Annotated in this window: 18 protein-coding genes; 8 read left to right on the forward strand and 10 right to left on the reverse strand. The window is 53.5% G+C overall.

The features are described 5' to 3' along the window. Window positions 1-67: 67 nt before the first annotated feature. Window positions 68-1,117 carry a putative 2-aminoethylphosphonate ABC transporter substrate-binding protein gene (locus tag AB8B75_RS13635; protein WP_405363026.1) on the reverse strand — a complete coding sequence of 350 codons (1,050 nt, stop codon included), beginning with the start codon at window positions 1,115-1,117 and terminating at the stop codon, window positions 68-70. Beyond that, entirely contained in the window at window positions 1,114-2,178 is a 1,065-nt protein-coding gene (gene speB, locus AB8B75_RS13640) for an agmatinase (RefSeq protein WP_405363028.1), read from the reverse strand. The genes AB8B75_RS13635 and speB overlap by 4 nt, the downstream gene beginning before the upstream one ends. 103 nt (window positions 2,179-2,281) lie before the next feature. Between speB and AB8B75_RS13645 the strand changes: the two genes are divergently transcribed. Together AB8B75_RS13645 and AB8B75_RS13650 are read left to right on the forward strand one after the other, a co-directional pair. Then, entirely contained in the window at window positions 2,282-3,202 is a 921-nt protein-coding gene (locus AB8B75_RS13645; RefSeq protein ID WP_405363030.1) for a LysR family transcriptional regulator, read from the forward strand. Next, window positions 3,199-4,005, forward strand: a complete 807-nt coding sequence (locus AB8B75_RS13650) for an inositol monophosphatase family protein (RefSeq protein ID WP_405363032.1) — start codon at window positions 3,199-3,201, stop codon at window positions 4,003-4,005. The genes AB8B75_RS13645 and AB8B75_RS13650 overlap by 4 nt, the downstream gene beginning before the upstream one ends. Before the next feature lie 25 nt (window positions 4,006-4,030). On the opposite strand, the gene AB8B75_RS13655 is transcribed toward AB8B75_RS13650, so the two are convergent. Continuing rightward, on the reverse strand, window positions 4,031-4,879 hold the full coding sequence (locus tag AB8B75_RS13655; RefSeq protein WP_405363033.1) for a MurR/RpiR family transcriptional regulator: 849 nt from the start codon (window positions 4,877-4,879) through the stop codon (window positions 4,031-4,033). A gap of 94 nt (window positions 4,880-4,973) precedes the next feature. Between AB8B75_RS13655 and AB8B75_RS13660 the strand changes: the two genes are divergently transcribed. The 4 genes from AB8B75_RS13660 to AB8B75_RS13675 are packed head-to-tail and all read left to right on the forward strand — an operon-like array spanning window position 4,974 to window position 9,027. Continuing rightward, the gene (locus AB8B75_RS13660; RefSeq protein ID WP_405363034.1) at window positions 4,974-5,711 is read left to right on the forward strand and encodes a 5-formyltetrahydrofolate cyclo-ligase; all 738 of its coding nucleotides are present in this window, start codon (window positions 4,974-4,976) and stop codon (window positions 5,709-5,711) included. Between the two features lie 25 nt (window positions 5,712-5,736). Continuing rightward, window positions 5,737-6,708, forward strand: coding sequence for an ABC transporter substrate-binding protein (locus AB8B75_RS13665; protein WP_405363035.1), 972 nt, complete (start codon window positions 5,737-5,739; stop codon window positions 6,706-6,708). After that, the gene (locus tag AB8B75_RS13670; protein WP_405363036.1) at window positions 6,708-7,475 is read left to right on the forward strand and encodes an ABC transporter ATP-binding protein; all 768 of its coding nucleotides are present in this window, start codon (window positions 6,708-6,710) and stop codon (window positions 7,473-7,475) included. The genes AB8B75_RS13665 and AB8B75_RS13670 overlap by 1 nt, the downstream gene beginning before the upstream one ends. Beyond that, window positions 7,468-9,027, forward strand: a complete 1,560-nt coding sequence (locus AB8B75_RS13675) for an ABC transporter permease (protein WP_405363037.1) — start codon at window positions 7,468-7,470, stop codon at window positions 9,025-9,027. The genes AB8B75_RS13670 and AB8B75_RS13675 overlap by 8 nt, the downstream gene beginning before the upstream one ends. A gap of 403 nt (window positions 9,028-9,430) precedes the next feature. On the opposite strand, the gene AB8B75_RS13680 is transcribed toward AB8B75_RS13675, so the two are convergent. From AB8B75_RS13680 to AB8B75_RS13700, 5 genes are all read right to left on the reverse strand, one after another. Continuing rightward, entirely contained in the window at window positions 9,431-9,979 is a 549-nt protein-coding gene (locus AB8B75_RS13680) for a flavin reductase (protein WP_405363039.1), read from the reverse strand. Window positions 9,980-9,984: 5 nt separating this feature from the next. Then, a complete protein-coding gene (locus AB8B75_RS13685; RefSeq protein WP_405363040.1) occupies window positions 9,985-11,313 on the reverse strand; it encodes an LLM class flavin-dependent oxidoreductase in 1,329 nt (442 codons plus the stop codon). Between the two features lie 54 nt (window positions 11,314-11,367). Continuing rightward, a complete protein-coding gene (locus tag AB8B75_RS13690; protein WP_405363042.1) occupies window positions 11,368-12,423 on the reverse strand; it encodes an LLM class flavin-dependent oxidoreductase in 1,056 nt (351 codons plus the stop codon). Between the two features lies 1 nt (window position 12,424). Beyond that, the gene (locus AB8B75_RS13695) at window positions 12,425-12,730 is read right to left on the reverse strand and encodes a hypothetical protein (protein WP_405363043.1); all 306 of its coding nucleotides are present in this window, start codon (window positions 12,728-12,730) and stop codon (window positions 12,425-12,427) included. Between the two features lie 94 nt (window positions 12,731-12,824). Continuing rightward, on the reverse strand, window positions 12,825-14,300 hold the full coding sequence (locus AB8B75_RS13700; RefSeq protein ID WP_405363045.1) for a sodium:solute symporter family transporter: 1,476 nt from the start codon (window positions 14,298-14,300) through the stop codon (window positions 12,825-12,827). A 1,024-nt stretch (window positions 14,301-15,324) separates the two neighbouring features. Between AB8B75_RS13700 and AB8B75_RS13705 the strand changes: the two genes are divergently transcribed. Continuing rightward, window positions 15,325-16,236, forward strand: coding sequence for a LysR family transcriptional regulator (locus AB8B75_RS13705; protein ID WP_405363047.1), 912 nt, complete (start codon window positions 15,325-15,327; stop codon window positions 16,234-16,236). A gap of 121 nt (window positions 16,237-16,357) precedes the next feature. On the opposite strand, the gene AB8B75_RS13710 is transcribed toward AB8B75_RS13705, so the two are convergent. After that, window positions 16,358-16,672 carry a hypothetical protein gene (locus AB8B75_RS13710; protein WP_405363048.1) on the reverse strand — a complete coding sequence of 105 codons (315 nt, stop codon included), beginning with the start codon at window positions 16,670-16,672 and terminating at the stop codon, window positions 16,358-16,360. 124 nt (window positions 16,673-16,796) lie between these two features. Further along, window positions 16,797-17,711, reverse strand: coding sequence for a pca operon transcription factor PcaQ (gene pcaQ / locus AB8B75_RS13715; protein ID WP_405363049.1), 915 nt, complete (start codon window positions 17,709-17,711; stop codon window positions 16,797-16,799). Window positions 17,712-17,817: 106 nt separating this feature from the next. Here pcaQ and pobA point away from each other — a divergent pair, with 106 nt between their 5' ends. After that, a complete protein-coding gene (gene pobA / locus AB8B75_RS13720) occupies window positions 17,818-18,987 on the forward strand; it encodes a 4-hydroxybenzoate 3-monooxygenase (RefSeq protein ID WP_405363050.1) in 1,170 nt (389 codons plus the stop codon). The last annotated feature ends 11 nt before the right edge of the window (window positions 18,988-18,998 follow it).

Raw genomic sequence — 18,998 nt, forward strand, 5'->3', positions numbered from 1 at the left:
GACAGACCCAATGTCTGAGCTGTGCGAAGGACGGGCGCGCAAATGCCTGCCGCGCGCCCTGGTTCACTTATTTTTTCGGTTCTGACTTGGCTTCATAGCGTGAACGCCACTCTGCAACTATCGCGTCTTTTTTCAGCGCCATTGCAGCAAAGTCATTGTCGATCATCGCAGTCAGGACAGCATCCGGAAAGAACGGACGTGGCTTGTTCAGCTCTGGGCGCGCGACCACAGAGGCCGTGTCCGCATAGAACTCAAGTACTTCGTCACTGATCGTCCAATTTAGAAACGTCTGTGCGTCGTCAAGATTGTCAGTGCCTGTCATAATCGCAGCCGCCTGCATTTCCCAACCGATACCTTCGCTTGGCACGATAATGTCAATCGGCGCACCTTTTTCTTTAAGTAGAGCACCGCGATAGGGCCACGAAACCCCAACAGTGTATTCACCTGCTGCAGCTTGCTGGCAAGGCTTGGAACCGGAATGGGTATAAGACGCGATATTCTCGTGCAACTTGTCCATGTAGTCCCAAGCGGCATCTTCGCCCATCATCTGGATCCAGGCAGACACATCCAGAAAACCAGTGCCTGAAGAGGCGGGATTGGGCATGGTAATGTGGCCTTTATAAACCGGGTCCAGCAAGTCAGCCCAGCTTGTCGGCGCAGGTAAGCCCAGTTTTTCAGCCTCGATGGTGTTGAAGCAAATAGCCCCTGCCCAACCATAAAGACCAACCCAGTGGTTTGGCTCCTGCTTGTCGCGGTAACGCGGATCCAGCGTCTCGACGCCTACGGGAGTGTAAGGTACGAACATGCCCAAAGCGTCCATGGTCAGCATGCTGGTCGCGGCCATGCCAAAAACGGCATCGGCACGGGGATTGTCCTTTTCGGCCATCATCCGAGCATGAATGATGCCAGTGGAGTCCCGCACCCAGTTGATCTTGATGTCCGGATGTGTGGCTGCGAACATCTCGCCAGCGGTTGCAAGCTTGTCTGCATCAATGGCAGCATAGACTGTTAGTTCTCCGGCAAGCGCGGTTGTCGGCTGCAAGACCGCAAGCGTTCCGGCCGCAAGGCAAAACGCTTTGAATGCGCTTGCAATTTGGGAGGATGGTTTCGTCGTCATTTTTTTTCCTTTGTTTCTTGTTCTTTAACTTCGGCTTGTATTTCCAAGGCGTACCCTGAAGGCCGCGCGCCTGGCTTTGGACGTTGAACCAGCACATGCAACAATTCGAACATGAGTGATGCACCGACCCAAGCTGTTCCTCCGCTCTGATCAAATGGTGGCGAGACCTCTACCACGTCGGCACCAACTAGATTTAATCCCACAAGACTGCGGATCATTTTCTGGGCTTCTCGGGTCGAAAACCCACCAATCTCAGGTGTACCGGTTCCGGGGGCAAACGACGGGTCGATACAGTCTATGTCGAAAGTCACATAAGTGCTCTCCTGCCCCACAATGGCACGCGCCTCCTGCATGACTTCATCAATCCCGCGGTCCAGAACCTCTTCCATGCGTATGATCCGAACGCCCTGTTCCTTACCCCACTGCACGTCTTCGTCTCCGTACATGGAACCACGGATGCCGATCTGCACCATCCGTCTGGGGTCAACCACACCGTCTTCGATGGCCCGCCGGAATGGTGTGCCGTGGGTCAGTTGAAAGCCGTCAAAATAGCTGTCAAAAAGGTCTGTGTGCGCGTCAAACTGGATCAACCCTACCGGCTCAGCAGCACCAAGCGCGCGCAAAATCGGCAAAGATACCAGGTGATCCCCACCTGCGGTCAGAGGCATAGTATCCGCCGCGACTAATATCCGAAAGAATTCCTCGATCCGTTGGATCGCATCGCTTACGTCGGCCGGATTGACAGGTGAATCGCCAATGTCCGCACATCTCATGACTTCAAAGGGATTGATACCAGTCACAGGATGCGTGGTGCGGATCATTGTCGACAGATCACGCAACTGACGCGGCCCGTGGCGCGCGCCGGGACGGTTGGTCGTGCCACCATCCCAAGGGACACCGGCTACACCGATCTCAACTTCGGAGAACCGATCGGAACCAGGCAAGACACTTGGCAGGCGCATAAATGTCGGAGCACCCGCATAGCGCGGCGAAACCAGGCCAGACACTGGTTCAAAAAAGCCGACGCCACTCTTTTGCGCATCCAAGACTTTCTGATCCACTATGTACGCCCTCGATGCCGAAACCCTTACCGTGATCCTTGCATCGAGACTTACGCTCATAAACAGTAAATCTAGAACCTTTAGGTCGGAAAATCCGAACTTTATGAAGCCTTCCATACCCCAAATATCTGATGTTGAGATCAGCCAGCTTAGAGTATTTCGGGCAGTTGTAACCAATGGCGGGTTTTCAGCAGCCCAATCGGAACTTGGCTTGTCACGCTCGACAATCAGCGGAAAGATGACCGAATTGGAAACCCGGCTTGGTCTGTCTTTATGTCGACGCGGAAGGCGTGGGTTTTCTCTGAGCGCTGAAGGGCAGCGCATTTTTGAGCAGACCGAAGATCTCTTTTCAGCGCTTGATAACTTTCGGAAACAGGCCAGTGAATTGCGCGGACAGATGACTGGTGTGCTCCGTCTCGGCGTGGTTGACCAACTCGCGGATCATTTGGATTGCCATCTGGACGATGCCTTGGCAGCTTTCGGCAAAACGGCACCTGCGGTGCACATCAAGCTTATCGTGATCCCTCCCAATCAGATTGAACAGGCCTTGTTGTCTGGTCAGATCGAAGCAGCAGTAACGCCCGGCGCTCACCATCAAAATGCAATTAAATCGCGCGCCCTATTCCGCGAGGATATCTATTTGTATTGTGGCGATAGGCATCCGTTTTTTGACAAAAGTGACAAAGAGATTTCGCTAAACAAGATCGCAGATACGCCTTATGCGCAGCGCGACTATTACATTACGATGCCGTACTACGCGGTCTTTTCACGACCGGCCTCAGCCAGTGCGGCGCAAATGGAAGGGCTACTGCATCTAATCCTTTCGGGACGCTATATTGGCTTTCTGCCCTCCAGTCTCGCCGACCCTTGGGTTGCCAAAAAGCGCATAAAGCGAATTAGAGCGGACCTGATGTCCTATTCAGTCAACATGAGTCTAGCTTACACCGAACAAGCATTGTCTTTGCGGATGGTTAGGCTTTTTCGCAAAAGCGTTGTCGATGCCCATTTGAGACCTGCTCAATGAGCCCGCTTAAGACGAGGATTGCATCATACGCTACCTTTGCCGCTGAGCTTGCCGGTTGCGCACGGCACTTGCTTGTCGAGTTCGAGCAAGCGCCTTTGAATGTGGAATTGAAAAAAGACCGAAGCTTCGTCACGGCTATGGACGCCAGAATAGAAGCGAACCTGCGCAAGATGATTTCCGCCAAATGGCCCGAACATGGTATCATTGGTGAGGAAGAAAATTGGCATGCCCCTGACGCAGAATGGGTTTGGGTATTGGACCCAATCGACGGGACGGCTGCATTTATCGCGGGCTTGCCGGTCTATGGCACCCTAATCGCTTTGGCATATCGGAATGTCCCTGTGATCGGCATCATAGACATTCCAAAACTGGATCTGCGCTGGACTGGCATCGCCGGAAAGAGAACAACGCTCAACGGCAACGCATCCATTGTGCAAGCGCCATCCTCCCTTTCAAGTGCGATCTTATCAACGTCAAATCCTGACTTTTATGAGCAAAGCGAGTTATCCTCGCTTGAGGCCATGCGTCGTGCCACGGCCTGGCGTATCTATGGCGGTGCTGCATTGTCCTATGGTCGCCTCGCGGAAGGAAGAATTCATCTTTCCATGGATAGCGGCCTCCAAATTTATGACTTCGCCCCTTTTCGGCCCATCATAGAAGGCGCCGGCGGTATAATAACCGATTGGAACGGCGCGCCGATTACGCTGGCCAGCGGCCCTCGCATACTTGCTGCAGCGTGCACGGACCAGCATCAAACCGCACTTTCGTTGATCACGGAATCGCAAACTCCTTTAACGCGATAGACGCACAAATTGATATTTGTGTGGCTTATTCCAGCAAATCCAGTTCTTCAACAATTGCATCCAGAGTTTCCATGCGTTGCTTGACGGCGGTCGCATTTTGTCCCGCATAAGCAATGGCCAACAGTCGCAGCATCGACACGACAGTCGCGTGGGTATTGAGCATACCGTAGCTTGCGACGTGGCAAGGCAAAACCATTTCGGAAAAGCGTTCGGCCTGGGCCTGATAACCGTGGTCTGTCAACGTGATGATCCGCATGCGCGATGTACGCGCATATGACAGAAGTGAGCGCAATAGTTTGGGGCGGAACTCCAACGTAATCAGGACAAGCGCATCCCGCGGGCCAGTCATGGCCAAATCGCTGGCCCAATCCTGCCCTGCACCATCGAGGCAGTGTACATCGTGGCGCAGACGCGAAAAAAGCGCCTTACCGATCCGCGCGGCACCGTCTTCGGTTCCGAACCCAAGGAACCACAAGCGCGGTGCAGCCGAAAGAATGCCCGCAATTTCCGGCAAACGATCAGAGCGCAGTTCCTCGAAAGTGCGGGTTAAGTTGCGCAACTCCAGATCCAGATGGTCGACGATCGAACGGCCCAGAATGATCTGATCTGGGGCTGCTGATTTTTGGGAATAGGGTTGCGTGCGATTGCGCTCCTCGCGGGCCTGAAGCCGAACTTCTTCAAAATCTGCATATCCCAAACTGCGGAAAAAACGGGCAGTTGTGGCTTTGGACACGCCTGCCATGTTTGCAAGTTCTGTGGCCGTGTGGGTTTCTATAAGTCCCTGATTCTCAATTAGAACGCTCGCAATTTTCTGCTCACTGCTCGTCAGGCGCGCATGTTTTTCGTGAATTCGTAGAATGAGTCGTGATGCCATGGAAGAGGAATATCCTGCGCCGCATTCAGTTTCAACTTGACCAATGAAACACAAGTTTCACTAATACGAAACAGTGAAACGCAAGGGAATCGTAATGTCTACCTCAAAGGTCGTCCGAGAGCGTATCTGGACAAAACTGCAGGATGTCGCAAAACCAGACACACGGTTTCATCTGAATTTTGCAGAAGTCATTCCGGACTTCCAAGGCTCCGAAGAAGCCACCGACTTTTTGATTGCCGAAGAGTCCTACTCGACCTCTCAGTTCGCGTTTATCACACCGGACAATTGCCTTGCCGACTTGCGTCGCCGAATGATCGAGGATGGCAAGCCCTTCGTTATGTCAACCTATGGCATATACCGCGGCTTTGTTCTGCTTGAGCCAGAAAACGTCCCCGAAGGCGCGGCCGTCTACGCGTCCTGGCTTGACGGTATGGAATACTTCGGCACACCTATTACTTTGGAGGAAATCGCAAACCGCGGTCGTTTTGACCTGATGGTCACCGGCGCCTCTGCAGTCTCCAAGAACGGTGTGCGTTTCGGTAAAGGACATGGGTTCTTTGATCTGGAATGGGGCATGTTCACCGATCTTGGCTTGGTCGATGAAACTACGCCGGTAATGGCCGTTGTTCACGACGTGCAACTCGTCGAAGACCAGCTGCAACCCTCCGAGACGGACATTCTGGTCGACAAGATCGCCACCCCTTCACAAATGTATACGGTCGAACGCCGCGCCAAACGACCAAGCGGCGTGAAATGGCCGCTGCTAGACCCCAAACAAATCGCAGAAACACCACCGCTGCAGGAATTGCAGCGTATCCAGGGCTTAGCCTGAACCTATAAAATAGGAGACGTACGACATGACTTTGAAACTAAACCGCCGCCACTTTTTGGGCACAGCAGGTGCTGTCGCGGCAGCATCTTCCATACCAATACGAGCCATTGCTGCAACGTCAATGACAATGCAAGCCGCTTGGATCAACGACGCCGAATTCGCCGGCTACTTTCTGGCTATGGATAAGGGCTACTACACCGACGAAGGGCTGGATCTGACCTATCTGTCCGGCGGACCCGACGTGATCCCCGAGAGTACGATCATCGCGGGCCGAGCCGATCTTGCGCTCACCACACCGGACACAACAATCAAAGCAATTGTCGACCAAGGTGCCCCCTTCAAGATTATTGGCGCGCAATACCAGAAGAACCCAATTGGGATCGTTTCGCTGGTCGGCAGCGACATTAATTCTCCAGCTGATCTGGTCGGCAAAACCCTTGCTGTGCCACCTGTAAACGTGATCTCAGTTGAGGCAATGCTGAAGTTGAACGACATTGATCCCGGCGACGTCAACATCGTGCCTTACGCTTACGATCCGACGCCCCTCATCAAGGGCGAGATCGACGCAAGCCTCGATTTTACAACGAACGTGCCTTACACGATCAGCCTGCAAGGCGTTGAAGCGACTTCGTTCTTGCTCTATGATTTTGGTTACACGACTTACAACGATACCGTCGTCGTGACGGAAGAGATTTTGAGCACCAAACGCGCTGAATTGGTGGCTTGGCTGCGCGCCAGCCGCAAAGGCTGGATCGAGAACAATGTTGATACCGCTCTTTGGCCACCAAAGTGGGCGGATACACATTTCGCAGGCACCGGTCGGACGATCGACAACGAGATATTCTTCAATGAGGCGCAAAAACCGTTGATGGAAAATCCAGCGGGTATATTTGCGATGACCGAAGAAGGGATCGAGGCAAATCTCAGCGCCTTGGCCCAAGTCGGCATCAACGGGACGCGCGAAATGTTCGACACGACCTTGTTAGAAGAGATCTGATGGCTGCCCCGGACGGGATTTCCTTTTCCGGGGTCTCCAAAACCTTTGAGGGGCGCGGAAAGACAGTTGAGGCATTGCACGATGTGACGCTGCGCTGTCCGCCCGCGTCTTTCACTGCTTTGATTGGCCCGTCAGGCTGCGGCAAATCCACAGCGCTGCGTGTCGCTTTGGGGCTTGAGAAGGTTGATGCCGGGGAAGTTTTAATCAACGGTGAAGCACCCATCGTCTCGGCAAAATCCGGCAAGACAGGCGTTGCGTTTCAAGACTCCGCATTACTTCCATGGCGCAGCGTACGTCGCAACATCGAGGTACCGCTGGAAGTCATTGGCCTCAAACGCAAAAAGCACGCCTCCCAAGTGCAGTCGATGATTGACCTTGTAGGATTGAAGGGGTTTGAAAACGCGCTCCCGTCAGAGCTATCAGGTGGCATGCGCCAGCGTGTAGCGATTGCTCGTGCGCTTGTGACCCAACCCAACGTTCTGTTCATGGACGAACCTTTTGGCGCTCTGGACCAAATTTTACGTCGGCAGATGAACGTCGAGTTGCAGCGAGTGTGGCAGGAAACTGGCGCGACGGCGCTGCTGGTGACGCACGGCATTGACGAGGCTGTTTTTCTGGCCGACCGCATTGCTGTGATGCACGCGAACCCGGGTCGAATTGTCCAAATTATAGATGTGCCTTTTTTACGCCCGCGCCATCCAGACTTATTTTCGGACTCTGCGTTTCACGCTTTGACAAACCGCATCGCATCGGCGCTTCATGTCTAAGGTGCCAAAAGGTCTCCGCAATGTAGTGATCTTGCTTTTGATCTGGGAGTTCACGGGTCGACTTGATCTGGTCGCCAGTGGTGCCTTGCCTGGCTTCAGCGAAATCCTGACCCGTTTGTGGGAAGACCGTGCTGATTATCCGCGCCACATCTGGGCGACACTTTATGCCTCTGGCCTGGGTTTCTTGATTGGCAATTCAATTGCACTGATAGCGGGGGTATCTTTTGCGATGTCGCCGACATTGCTGCGGCTCTTTCGCGGCGTGAACATCGCCGTTTTTGCACTTCCACCCATTGCGATTGCGCCGATCCTTGTGCTGACCTTATCCGACATGACCCCACGCATCGTGCTTGCTGCTTTGGCGGTCTACTTTGTGACCATGACCGCAACCGTTATCGGAATTAGCCAATCAGACGGTCGGGCAAGTGACCTCGTGAAGGCGTATGGAGGCGGCCGCTGGCAAGTTCTTTGGCTGGTTCAATTGCGCAGCGCTTTGCCCACCGTCATATCTGGCTTAAAAATTGCCGCTCCCAACGCAGTATTGGGTGCGATTTTGGCAGAGTTTGGGGGAGGTGGACGCTGGGGGCTGGGAGCATATCTGCTTGGATCGCTTGGTCGAGGAGAACCAGACAGGCTTTGGGGCATTGGACTGGTTGCAACGGCGATTGCAGGGTTAGGGTATTTGTTCTTTGCGTTGATTTCTCGGCGCTTGCTCGGGTCGACGCGCGCCGTGACGTTGAACACCGCTACTCCAGTTGGCGAAGTAATGAATGCACCACCGCTGAAGCGGTTGATCATGCTGATAGGTGCTATCTCGCTCCCCTTTCTCTTTTGGTGGGGCTTTATCATGTTCACGGGCGTGCCAGCGATGGTCGCAAAAACACCGGTGGGTGTGGTCGAATACTTGTTTTTCGACAAGACAGCGCCAGTTGCTCAGGCGAAGCTCTTGCAAGCATTGTCCGAGACGCTTCCCATTACATTCGCAGGAATGGCTGCGGGGATCGGTTTCGCCTTTCTGCTGGCAATTTCGACAAGGTTGTTCCCAAACGCCATTCGCGCCTTCATGCCCGTCGCTCTTGTCACGCAGACTATGCCACTTGTGGCTTTGACGCCGCTTTTGGTTCTCATATTTGGGCGCGGTACCTCCTTGACTCTATGGGTGACCATTTCGGTGACGTTCTTTCCCGCCTTCGTTACCCTAGCGCAGGGCGTCGCGTTGGTGCCGCGCAGCGCAAAAGATTTGCCACGCGCCTATGGGGCATCTGCCTGGCAAGAAATGCGGATGGTGACGATCCCTGCATCCCTCCCGTATCTTTTTGCATCAACGCGTCTCACTGTCCCACGGGCGCTGCTCGGTGTCATGATTGCTGAGTGGCTAGCCACGGGACGTGGGCTTGGAAATCTGCTGAACCAGTCGCGCGGATATCTGGATTTTGGGATGATCTGGACGGTCGCGTTTGTCTCGGTTCTTTTGTCGGTCGTTTTGTACCAACTCGTGGTCGTGGTCGAACGAAGGGTGTTGCAGCATCTGGGTATGCACACCGCAGAATGAATGTGACTTTACCATAACTGAATCTGGTGAAGCCGCACGCGTTGGTTCAGTCTAGGCCTTATGGCCATGGACGTTATCGCTCTAATGACGAGGGTCACTTCACTTGTATTGTCGTCATTACATCGCAGTGTACTTAGCCGTTGTCCGGGCCAGGCTTTGGTAGATACGGCATAAATTCGGTCCCGATTACTCCGCCAATTCAACAAATTCACATACCTTCAAACACACGGCAGAGCAATCCAGACGGCAATTATTACTGCGCAAATAGCGCACAGGCATTGGCGCGGTCGATCTAGAAGCACAATGTCACGATCAATGGCCACAATTGTAAAAGTAACAAAGCCTGTTGCCGCTACACAAAACAGACCCTTAAGCACCCACGTTACGAAAGATGGTTACTGCACTAGTCAACCCCACCGATCTCATGAAACTTGCGCGCAAAATATACGCTGGCAACCGCATCTTGCGAAACCAAAATGTCCCGAATGGTACAGAGCAAAACACTGTGCGTTCCCGCAACCACGATTTGTGAAATATCACAGTCAAAAGAGACAAGTGCGTCTTTCAGGACTGGAGCGCCTGTCTTGCCATCGTACCAGTCTGCGACGGCAAACCGTTCTTCCGTCGGTGTCTTTCCACCGAACAGTGTCGCCACGTTCTGATGTTTCGGCCCCAGAGTGTTGACACACAGAGAGACGTTCTCGCGAAACGCTGCGCCAACCGAACTGGAGTTGTTCACGCACACAAGAAGCGTTGGCGGGGTGTCGCACACGCTGCATACAGCGGTCGCAGTAAAGCCTGCGCGCCCGGCGGGTCCATCGGTCGTGATAACGTTCACCGCCCCCGCGAGCCTGGCCATACCCTCTTTGAAACGGTCCTTGGAAACATATTGCTGATCCATGGAGGGATCAGCAATATTTGTATCGAGCGTTGATTTGGCGGAAAGCTCCATCCGCCTCAATCCTGCAACAGGTTTTCACGTAGTGTCGGTCCGGCGTACGAAGTCCTGTACCGGCCACGACGTTGCAGTTCGGGCACAACGTGATCAACGAATTCTTCAAAACACCCCGGTGTATAGGTTGCAGCAAGCATAAATCCATCTGCGCCACCTTCATCCATGAAGAACTCCATCTTGTCGACAATGTCTTCCGCGGTCCCGATCAGCACCGGCATACCCATGCCCTGCGCATAGATCATCGCCGCCTCACGGACGGTGACCGGCAATTCACCCTTGGGGTCTTTCGCATAGATGATTGATTCAAAGAGTCCCTGAATCCCTGGCACTTCGAGGTTCTTGACGTTTTCATCCAAGTCCATTTTGGAGAAATCCAACCCGAAATGGCCCGACATCCAAGCAACGGCACCTTCCAGCGGAATGCACGACACGATCCGCTCGTATTTGGCCTGCGCCTCTTCGCGAGTCGCGGCGACCACGGTCTGGATGCCATAGATCAGTTTCACGCTGCCTTCAGGCCGCTCGAATTTGGCGACACGTTGTTTCAGATCCGCGGCATATTCCTGCATGCGCTCCACGCCGGGATGAACAGCAAAGATCGCTTCAGCGTTTTCCGCTGCAAAATCCCGCCCCCTTGGCGAAGAGCCAGCTTGCCAAAAAACCGGTCGACCTTGCGGTGAAGGCTCACAAAAGTGCCGGCCCTTGCACTTGAAGAACTTACCATTGTGATCGATGACCTTCACCTTTGACGGATCGGCATAGACGCCACTTTCCTTGTCTGCGATCACCGCATCTGGCTCCCAGGAATCCCAGAGTTCGCAGCACAGCTTGATGTATTCATCCATGCGGTCATACCGTTCGTTGCGCGGCGTCATATTTTCGTGCCCGTGAGCATCCCATTCGCTTTGCGAATAGGAACTGACAATGTTCCAGGCCACCCGACCGGCTGACAGATGGTCGAGGCTAGAAAGCAACCGGCACATCGAATACGGATGCACGAACATGGTCGACATGGTTACACCAATGCCAAGGTTCTTGGTGGCCGCAGCGATGATTGGAACGATGGTGGACGGTTCGTGTGTGGGACATTGCACGGCATATTTAACCGTCGCGTCCGAGCTACCTTCGTAGGTGTTATAAGGGGCCAGTTCATCGGCGATGAACATCGCGTCAAACAATCCCCGCTCCATGGTCCGGCCCATATGCTGCCAGTAATCGGGGCGCGAAAAATGGTATCCGATCTTGTCGGTAGGATTGCGCCACATCCCGGTGGCATGACTGTTCACTCCGTGTTGGACAAATCCCAGAAGGTGAGTTTTTTTCTTAGACATTTCTGTATTTCCATTTCATTTATTTAGCTCGTTCGGCCTTCGACACAGAGATCTTCAATGTGCGGGAAGAACATCCTTCCGTTCTATTTGCGCGCGGACAGGCGCCACGACTTCTTGCATGAACAGGGCCGCATCCCGTTCAGGGTGGTCGAACTGGCATAGGATGCGGTCTACTCCCATGTCATGGAGAGCCGCCAAACGAGACCGCAGTGTGTCGTAATCCCCGATCATGCCGGCGGCGAAGCCCGCGTTTGAATCGACCATTTCGAGATCGCTCAACCCCTTCCAGCTTTCCGCGCCAGATTGCGCCATGACGTCGCGAAAGTAGGCAATGGAGGTCTGATCCTTTTTCGCAACGAAACTCTCCAACCGATCATTTGCAGCGGATTGCGTGGGCGCGGCGATAACATGCGCGTTGATGGCCACAGTCACGTTGGTCTGGTTTGTGCCGCTTGCTGTTTTGACTTTTCGGACTTGCCGGGCAAGCGCCTCATCGTCCATGCCATTGAGAAACAAGCAGCCTCCGTTTCTGGCGGCCATGTCAATCGCGCGTGCAGAGTGACCCGCAACCCAAAGACAGGGGCGGTGCTGGCGCGAAACGCCCATTTGCGATCCTTCGAACAGGGCATAGAGATCATCCAAAAATGCATCTGCGCGGTCATATCGCCTGCTGTGGTCCAGCCAGGGCACCCCTGCCCTGTCAAACTCTTCCTCCCACCAGCCGCAAACGATGTTGAGCGACACTTTGCGATTGGCCAGGGATGCGGTGGTGTCAATGATCCGAGCTGCCTGAAGCGGTGAGCGAAATCCGGGTTTGATCGCACCGATCAAACCGACGCGTTCCGTCATGGGAGCCAGTGCTGCGATAAGGCTCCAGGCATCGATGAGATTTGCGCTGAGCCCATGAATCGGGTTCAGGAGGTTTTCGGACGCATACAGAAAGTCATAGTTCAGCGCGTCGGCGTGTTGCGCAAGGGCAAGGCACGCTTGAACGTTACTGGAAATGGGAAGTTCTGTGGTGCGGAGCCAACTGCCATAGACCGGCAGCCAAACGCCAACCTGCAATTGTGCTGCACGCGTCCGTCTGGCTCCCTCTTGCACTATTTGCATGTCAGGTGTCGGAAGACTTGTCGACGAAGAAGGCTATACCGTTCGCGGCAGCTGTCACCATTGCGAGGAAGGGCCCGAGGTAAATGAAGACTGGTGAGACACCGACCAGAAAAATTACAGTCGAGGCGGCCAGAACGGCAGCGCCGAACATCCACCATTTGGCGTCGAGGTCACCAGAAGTATCGGGGTCGACTGCTTTGTCGTTGTTGGACCGCAGCGCTCCTGCGACGCCACGCGCATAACCCGCAATAAAAAGCGCGGTGGCAGCGGCGCCGCACAGAAGAAAGAAAATCATGAGAGTAGACATGTGTACTTATCCTTTGAACATGGGGCTTTAGGCGTTTTCAATTGACGTTGCCTGACCGCGCACCGCTGGCGCGCGCGATCAGACTGAGCTGCGTTCAGGTGGGCACACTCGGGTTCGAAGCAGGAACAGCCTCCTCTTCGGAGCGTCCAAGCATACCGGCGAGGACGACGACGCCACCGCTGATCGCGAGTATGGACAGTGTTCCAATCAACTCGCCATAAACTGAGCGCAAGGGCATGCCGATCGCGATGGCAAGTACGATACCGCCAACGAACCCAATGGTGTTTGTGCGCTTCCAGACGATCGCGAAGACAAGCGGTAGCAAAATTGAGGTCTTTAACGCGTAGGTCGTCAGAACAAGCGAGGTGAAATCGACGCCTGATAGCACGATCATCGCCGCGACCAATCCCCCCACAAGCATCGACAGTTTGGTGATGAAGAACTGAGTGCGCTCTAGGGTTTGGGGACGGAACCGGCGGATGATATCGACCGCAACGATCGAGGACATTGCCGAACTTGCACCATCAATTGTCGAGTAGCAGGCCGCCAGAATGGCCAGAACATAAGCGATGATCAGGATCATCGGCAGACCGATGTGGCTGACAATATAGGGCCCGACCGCAATGATATCACCGCCGAAGTCTTCAGGTACAACTCCATAGGCCAATGCCACCAACCCGAGCATCCCGAGGCAGATCGGAATCGGGTAAAACAGAAGGCCCGACCACATGAACGTGCGACCAACCTGATCCGGACGCACCGCCCAGACCTTTTGCCAGAAGGTTTGATCCGCGACCGTCGCTGCCAGCAGACCGAAAGCCAGCGTGATCCCGAAGCCTGCTGCAGCACCTGGTTCAAAGATTGACAGATCCTGAGGGTTGTTGTCTTGGATGGTCGAGAACACGGTGGAAGCACCGCCATCAATGGCACCGAAGACAGCGACAACGACGATAGCTGCCGGCACGGTGATCATCCACGTGTTGATTGTGCCCGTCATGACACTGGTCCAAAGCCCGCCAAAATAGGAATAGCCCAACACAACGGCCACCGTCAGGATGGTCGCCACACGCCAGTCGATCGGAAAGACGATCGACATCACAACTGATGTGCCTTTCAAGTTGATCAAAATCTCCAGCAATATTCCAAAGATCATCGTTGTGGTTGTGACGCCAGCGGCAACTTTCGAATAGGAAAACCGAGAGTAAACGAACTCACCAATGGTGAACCCTTCTGGCATACGCTTGCGTAGCATTTTCGCCAAAGGCACCATGGCCAAAACGGCAAGGCCGTTTGGAACAACAAACCAGAACAAGCCGGACAGTCCCCACTGATAGGTGAGGGCCGAGCTCATCATCACTGCCATCGCCCAAGTCCAGACGGACACAACTGAGCCGACGCCAAAGCCCAAACCTACCTTGCGATTGGAAATGATGTAGTCGTCAGTCGTTCGCACCAAACGCGACTTGATAAAATATGCGATCGCAAGGAAGACGATTCCTGTCCCGATCATCAACGAAAATCCTAACAAGGATGTGAGCCCCTCGGAGGGCGTCAATTCCAATTTGTCCATATTTTTTGCTCCAAGAGGCAAGCTTTGCGCTCCGAGCGCTGCGAAATCAGGTCGCTCAGACACAGCAAGACTGGGAGCAGACAAAGACCTCGATCAAACCGGAAATACTGATCTGGATGTTCAGTTTTTTTGATGAAATGTCCTGGATCGATGTAACAAATCATCACGATTTCTAAATTGAGAAATTCTTTCTCGTTTTGAATAACACAGAAGCAACTTTGCTCTTTAAGGTCAAAGTTTCAGCGCTGGAGAAACCCAGTTTGAGAAGAAAACGTCGGTTTTCTGATTTCGAAATTCGGACAATTCGAAATAGTGGGAATCATTGGTCGTTTTACGAACAGTCCAGGCGATTAATATTTATACATGGTGGACTGTAATTTGGAGCTGAATTCTAGTGCTGGTAGCAATGTGCGATAGCTCCCCATAGACACCTGATTCCAACTTTGGTTGTGGTCGGTGCGAACAGCGCATGGCGGTCATTGGTCGACCGTACATGATCGCGGACATCAATGACTTGCCCGCTCAGGCAAAGGGTCGCCGCCTCCAAGAAATGCTCAGGCCGGGTTTGCGAGCATACACGAACACGTCCATTCTCGACGCAAAGAAACTAGCCGATGCGGCACCAGAACCCGTGAATAGCATATTCAAGTATCGCTGAATATTTCGGCGTGTCATGTATTCCTGCTCCTTGAGTCGCCGCAACTCCCGCCCAACGCGCGGTGCGATTGCCATTTGCGCACCAATGTCTTGCCACGCTTTTTTTGATCTGTGCCAATTGGGATCGTCTTCCAAGTCCATGTCACACGTTAGGCGCCGGACCATTCAGGAGACTGCAATTGGTTGGATTACTTTGTTATACCCGTGACGCGCGTTCGCAGGCGCGAACCCTTTTTTGTTGTGAACATTGCCTGCCGCAAACGCCGCGCAGGTCTTCAAATTGGGACCATCTGTCGAATGAAAAACACCATGAGCTTCAGCGGCATACGATTACGGCAATAGACGCAGGAAATCAGGATATGACGTCTTGAATTTGCGCCAACTCGAAACCTTTCGCGACGTTGTGCAACTGGCCTCCTTCACAAAGGCGGCTGGTCGGTTGAACTCTACCCAATCGACGATATCGATGCGCATTTCGGATCTGGAGAACGAGCTTGGCGTACAACTGCTGGATCGATCGCAGCGGCGGATAGAAGCGACGCCGATTGGACGCAGGCTGCTTCCCTATGCAGTAGAGATGTGCCGCTTGCGCGAAGAACTCTTCGCTGAAATCGGGCGTGCCGACAAGTTAGCTGCCACTATTCGTCTTGGCGTTGCAGAATTGGTTGCCTTGACCTGGTTGCCCGATCTGGTTGCCAAGATCAACGAAGACTATCCGAACGTTGAGGTTGACTTGGAAGTTGGTTTGACCGGCGATTACTTTAAGAAAATCTTGAACAGGGAGAGCGACCTGTTGTTTCTTGCCACTGACGGGACCTGTCCGTCAGGTCTTGTTTATGATCCTCTTTACAAGATTGATTTTCAGTACATGGCAAGCCCGTCCCTCAATCTGCACGGGCGAAAACTCGGGTCTGACGAGTTGGAACAATGTCATATGATTTCTCTTGCCCCGTCGTCCACTGTTGCAGGCATCGAAGACAAGTGGTTGCGCCAAAATAGTATCGACGCAAAAAAAATGACGAGATCCAATTCCATGGAGGCAAGTGCCAGGCTGGTGCGGTCAGGTCTGGGCATGTCGCTCCTGCCAGTGTCACACTATGCCAAGGATATTGCCGAAGGACGTCTTGTTACTTTAGAAACAATGAATGCAATGCCACGGGTCCAGTTTTCAGCAATACATTCTGAATCTGACGTTGCTCCGCTCACCCGCATTGTCTTGAACTATGCACGTCAATTGGCGTCCAATTCAGAATTCTCCAGGATCTGGGCTGACATTTAAGGGGCAACGATCAAAGCGCATGGAGCTGTAATGCAATGCTCGCTGCATGTCGCAACGCAGGGCTCGTGATGGATTTTTTCCAATCGACCAAATTGCGTGCTATTCAAACGGCCGACAGTTCTTATACCAACATTCGTTCTCCGAAGAAAAACACGATACCGCAGGAGACACTAGATCGGCGACCGACATCAGCGCATTTGACCATGACACGTGGCATACCGCTCACAACGTTGAATTTGCGAAACGTGATCTCGACCCACGAACCTTCCGAAACATCGACCGTATCCGCCTTACCGCCAGTTTCGTCGGCTGTGCAGCCATACGCTTCGCCATTGGGAACCTTTGCTCTGACTGTGGCAAACCGACGAACTGTTGCAGCCTCCAAGCCGCTTTCAGCACAAGTATTCGACAAGGAAATGTCCTTAAAATCATTCACTCGCTCCCTTGAATGAAGGATTAGTTAAAAATAATTCGTCATTGAACACATATTTTACATAAGTTACAATGGATTATCACCCTTCCTTAATTCTTTTCAAGCCGCACGAAACTTTGAGCTATTTCTAAGAAACAAACGCGACCGCAGCTTCCGACAAAGCCCCTCGGAATAGACCGACGAGGGCCGAAGCATTTTCCTCGGACCGCGCCATGATACCGACCGCGCCCTCCGTTTGTGCCATATCGATATTCAAAGCGACCAGTCGCCCATCTTCCAGGTCATCGGCTACTACACCGCGTGAGATGAACCAAACTGGCTTCAATGAGCCCAAGGTCATGACACGCCCGAGGGCGCCGGACGCACATTCAATCCGGTCACCAAAGAGCGGCAAACCCCGGGTCAGCATCAACCGAGCCATCAAGGGCCTGATGGCAGCTGCTTCCGGAGGGTAGACAATCACCTCGTCTTCGATCTGCTCAAGCCGCGTGGCTTCCCGTTTGTGGTGATCAGGGGCCACCACTGCGACCACCCTTTCCATATAGAGTGCCGTGAACGACAGCCCTTGCATCGTGTCGGCATTGCCCAATCGGCCGACCACAAGATCAAGATCACCACTCCGGAGCCGGTCGGTCAAGAAGCTATGCGACCCTTCTTCAACTTGCAGGATCGTTTTTGGAGAACTGCGACGGAACCGTTCGATGGCCAACGGCAAGACCTGTGCCGCAACACTTGGCAAAACGCCGATCTTCAGGACATGGCCACCAGCCTCGCTCAGGGATGCAATACTGCTGAGACCTTTGTTCAGCGCTGCCGTGCTTTGTTCAGCATATTGCAAGAACACCTGCCCCTCGGGCGTCAGCCGCACGCCAGATCGGTCGCGGGTCATCAGCGAAACGGACAGAATGTCCTCAAGATCGCGCAGGGTTTTGGAAATGGCTGGCTGTGTCAGATTCAACTGCACGGCAGCGCTCTTCAGTCGCTTCGCGCGGGCGATGGTGACAAACGCCTCAAGGTGACGGAACTTTATTCTACGGTCCATATGTTTCCATAATTGGCAACTATCAGAGGAAAATTATCAATTTACTTTCACTTCTTATGCATCAAATTGGGACTTGGGGAAATAATCCAGGATGCAAAGGCGTTCCATGCAAACTCAGGTTGCGATCATCGGAGGCGGCCCGTCTGGGCTCTTGCTGGCACAGCTTTTGCACCGACGCGGCATCGACAGCATCGTACTGGAACGCAAGACCAAGAACTATGTGCTTGGTCGCATTCGTGCCGGGGTATTGGAACAGGGGCTGGTGCGCCTCATGGAAGAAGCTGGATGCGCGGATCGTCTGCATGCCGAAGGGTTTCAGCACGATGGAACGCTCATTTCTTATGGCGACGAGATGTTCCGCATCGATTTCAAGAAACATACCGGCAAGCCGGTCATCGTCTACGGTCAAACAGAAGTCACACGCGACCTTTACGAGGCGCGGGAACAAGCGAACGGGTTAATCGAATTCAACGTTGAAAACGTTGTGATCAACGGAGCTGACACAGACAATCCACATGTGACTTACGCCGTTCATGGCGAGATCCGGCGGATCGAGTGCGATTTTGTGGCTGGATGCGACGGTTTTCACGGCGTCAGCCGCAAGACGATCCCCACAGATGTGCGGCGCGAATATGAAAAAGTCTATCCCTTCGGGTGGCTCGGTATTCTGAGTAAAACGCCGCCTGTGAACCACGAATTGATCTATGCGAACTCACCGCGCGGCTTCGCCCTTGCCTCCATGCGCAACGAAAGCCTCTGCCGATATTACATCCAGTGTTCACTGGATGACGATGTTGAAGACTGGTCCGACGACGCATTCTGGGAAGAGTTCAAAAAACGCATTCCCGCAGATCAGGCCAAACAACTGATCACGGGGCCGAGCATAGAGAAATCCATAGCACCATTGCGGTCCTTCGTCACAGAACCAATGCGTTGGGGAAGATTGTTTCTGTGCGGTGACGCGGCGCATATCGTGCCTCCGACAGGCGCAAAGGGTCTGAATACCGCTGCTTCAGATGTTCACTATCTTTATGAAGCATTGCGCGGCTATTACGAGACCTCTAGCGCAGATGGGATAGACGCCTACTCCGCGAAGGCGCTGGCACGTGTCTGGAAAACGGAGCGCTTCAGTTGGTGGTTCTCTTCTTTGATGCACCGCTACCCAGGCCAGACCGCCTTCGATCACCGAATTCAGGTGGCCGAGTTGGAATTCCTACGCAGTAATGAAGCGGCCCAAAAGGCAATGGCCGAAAACTATGTGGGTTTGCCCTACTAAAGGAGAGTGAC

The sequence above is a fragment of the Roseobacter sp. genome (assembly GCF_045106495.1).
Lineage (GTDB): Bacteria > Pseudomonadota > Alphaproteobacteria > Rhodobacterales > Rhodobacteraceae > Roseobacter.

What these genes read in the sequence shown, in the direction of transcription:
- AB8B75_RS13635 (WP_405363026.1), bottom strand. Translation starts at nt 1,117, where the DNA reads ATGACGACGAAACCATCCTCCCAAATTGCAAGCGCATTCAAAGCGTTT.
- AB8B75_RS13700 (WP_405363045.1), bottom strand. Translation starts at nt 14,300, where the DNA reads ATGGACAAATTGGAATTGACGCCCTCCGAGGGGCTCACATCCTTGTTA.
- pobA (WP_405363050.1), top strand. Translation starts at nt 17,818, where the DNA reads ATGCAAACTCAGGTTGCGATCATCGGAGGCGGCCCGTCTGGGCTCTTG.
- AB8B75_RS13660 (WP_405363034.1), top strand. Translation starts at nt 4,974, where the DNA reads ATGTCTACCTCAAAGGTCGTCCGAGAGCGTATCTGGACAAAACTGCAG.
- AB8B75_RS13650 (WP_405363032.1), top strand. Translation starts at nt 3,199, where the DNA reads ATGAGCCCGCTTAAGACGAGGATTGCATCATACGCTACCTTTGCCGCT.
- AB8B75_RS13695 (WP_405363043.1), bottom strand. Translation starts at nt 12,730, where the DNA reads ATGTCTACTCTCATGATTTTCTTTCTTCTGTGCGGCGCCGCTGCCACC.
- AB8B75_RS13670 (WP_405363036.1), top strand. Translation starts at nt 6,708, where the DNA reads ATGGCTGCCCCGGACGGGATTTCCTTTTCCGGGGTCTCCAAAACCTTT.
- AB8B75_RS13645 (WP_405363030.1), top strand. Translation starts at nt 2,282, where the DNA reads ATGAAGCCTTCCATACCCCAAATATCTGATGTTGAGATCAGCCAGCTT.
- pcaQ (WP_405363049.1), bottom strand. Translation starts at nt 17,711, where the DNA reads ATGGACCGTAGAATAAAGTTCCGTCACCTTGAGGCGTTTGTCACCATC.
- AB8B75_RS13655 (WP_405363033.1), bottom strand. Translation starts at nt 4,879, where the DNA reads ATGGCATCACGACTCATTCTACGAATTCACGAAAAACATGCGCGCCTG.
- AB8B75_RS13675 (WP_405363037.1), top strand. Translation starts at nt 7,468, where the DNA reads ATGTCTAAGGTGCCAAAAGGTCTCCGCAATGTAGTGATCTTGCTTTTG.
- AB8B75_RS13680 (WP_405363039.1), bottom strand. Translation starts at nt 9,979, where the DNA reads ATGGAGCTTTCCGCCAAATCAACGCTCGATACAAATATTGCTGATCCC.
- AB8B75_RS13685 (WP_405363040.1), bottom strand. Translation starts at nt 11,313, where the DNA reads ATGTCTAAGAAAAAAACTCACCTTCTGGGATTTGTCCAACACGGAGTG.
- AB8B75_RS13690 (WP_405363042.1), bottom strand. Translation starts at nt 12,423, where the DNA reads ATGCAAATAGTGCAAGAGGGAGCCAGACGGACGCGTGCAGCACAATTG.
- AB8B75_RS13665 (WP_405363035.1), top strand. Translation starts at nt 5,737, where the DNA reads ATGACTTTGAAACTAAACCGCCGCCACTTTTTGGGCACAGCAGGTGCT.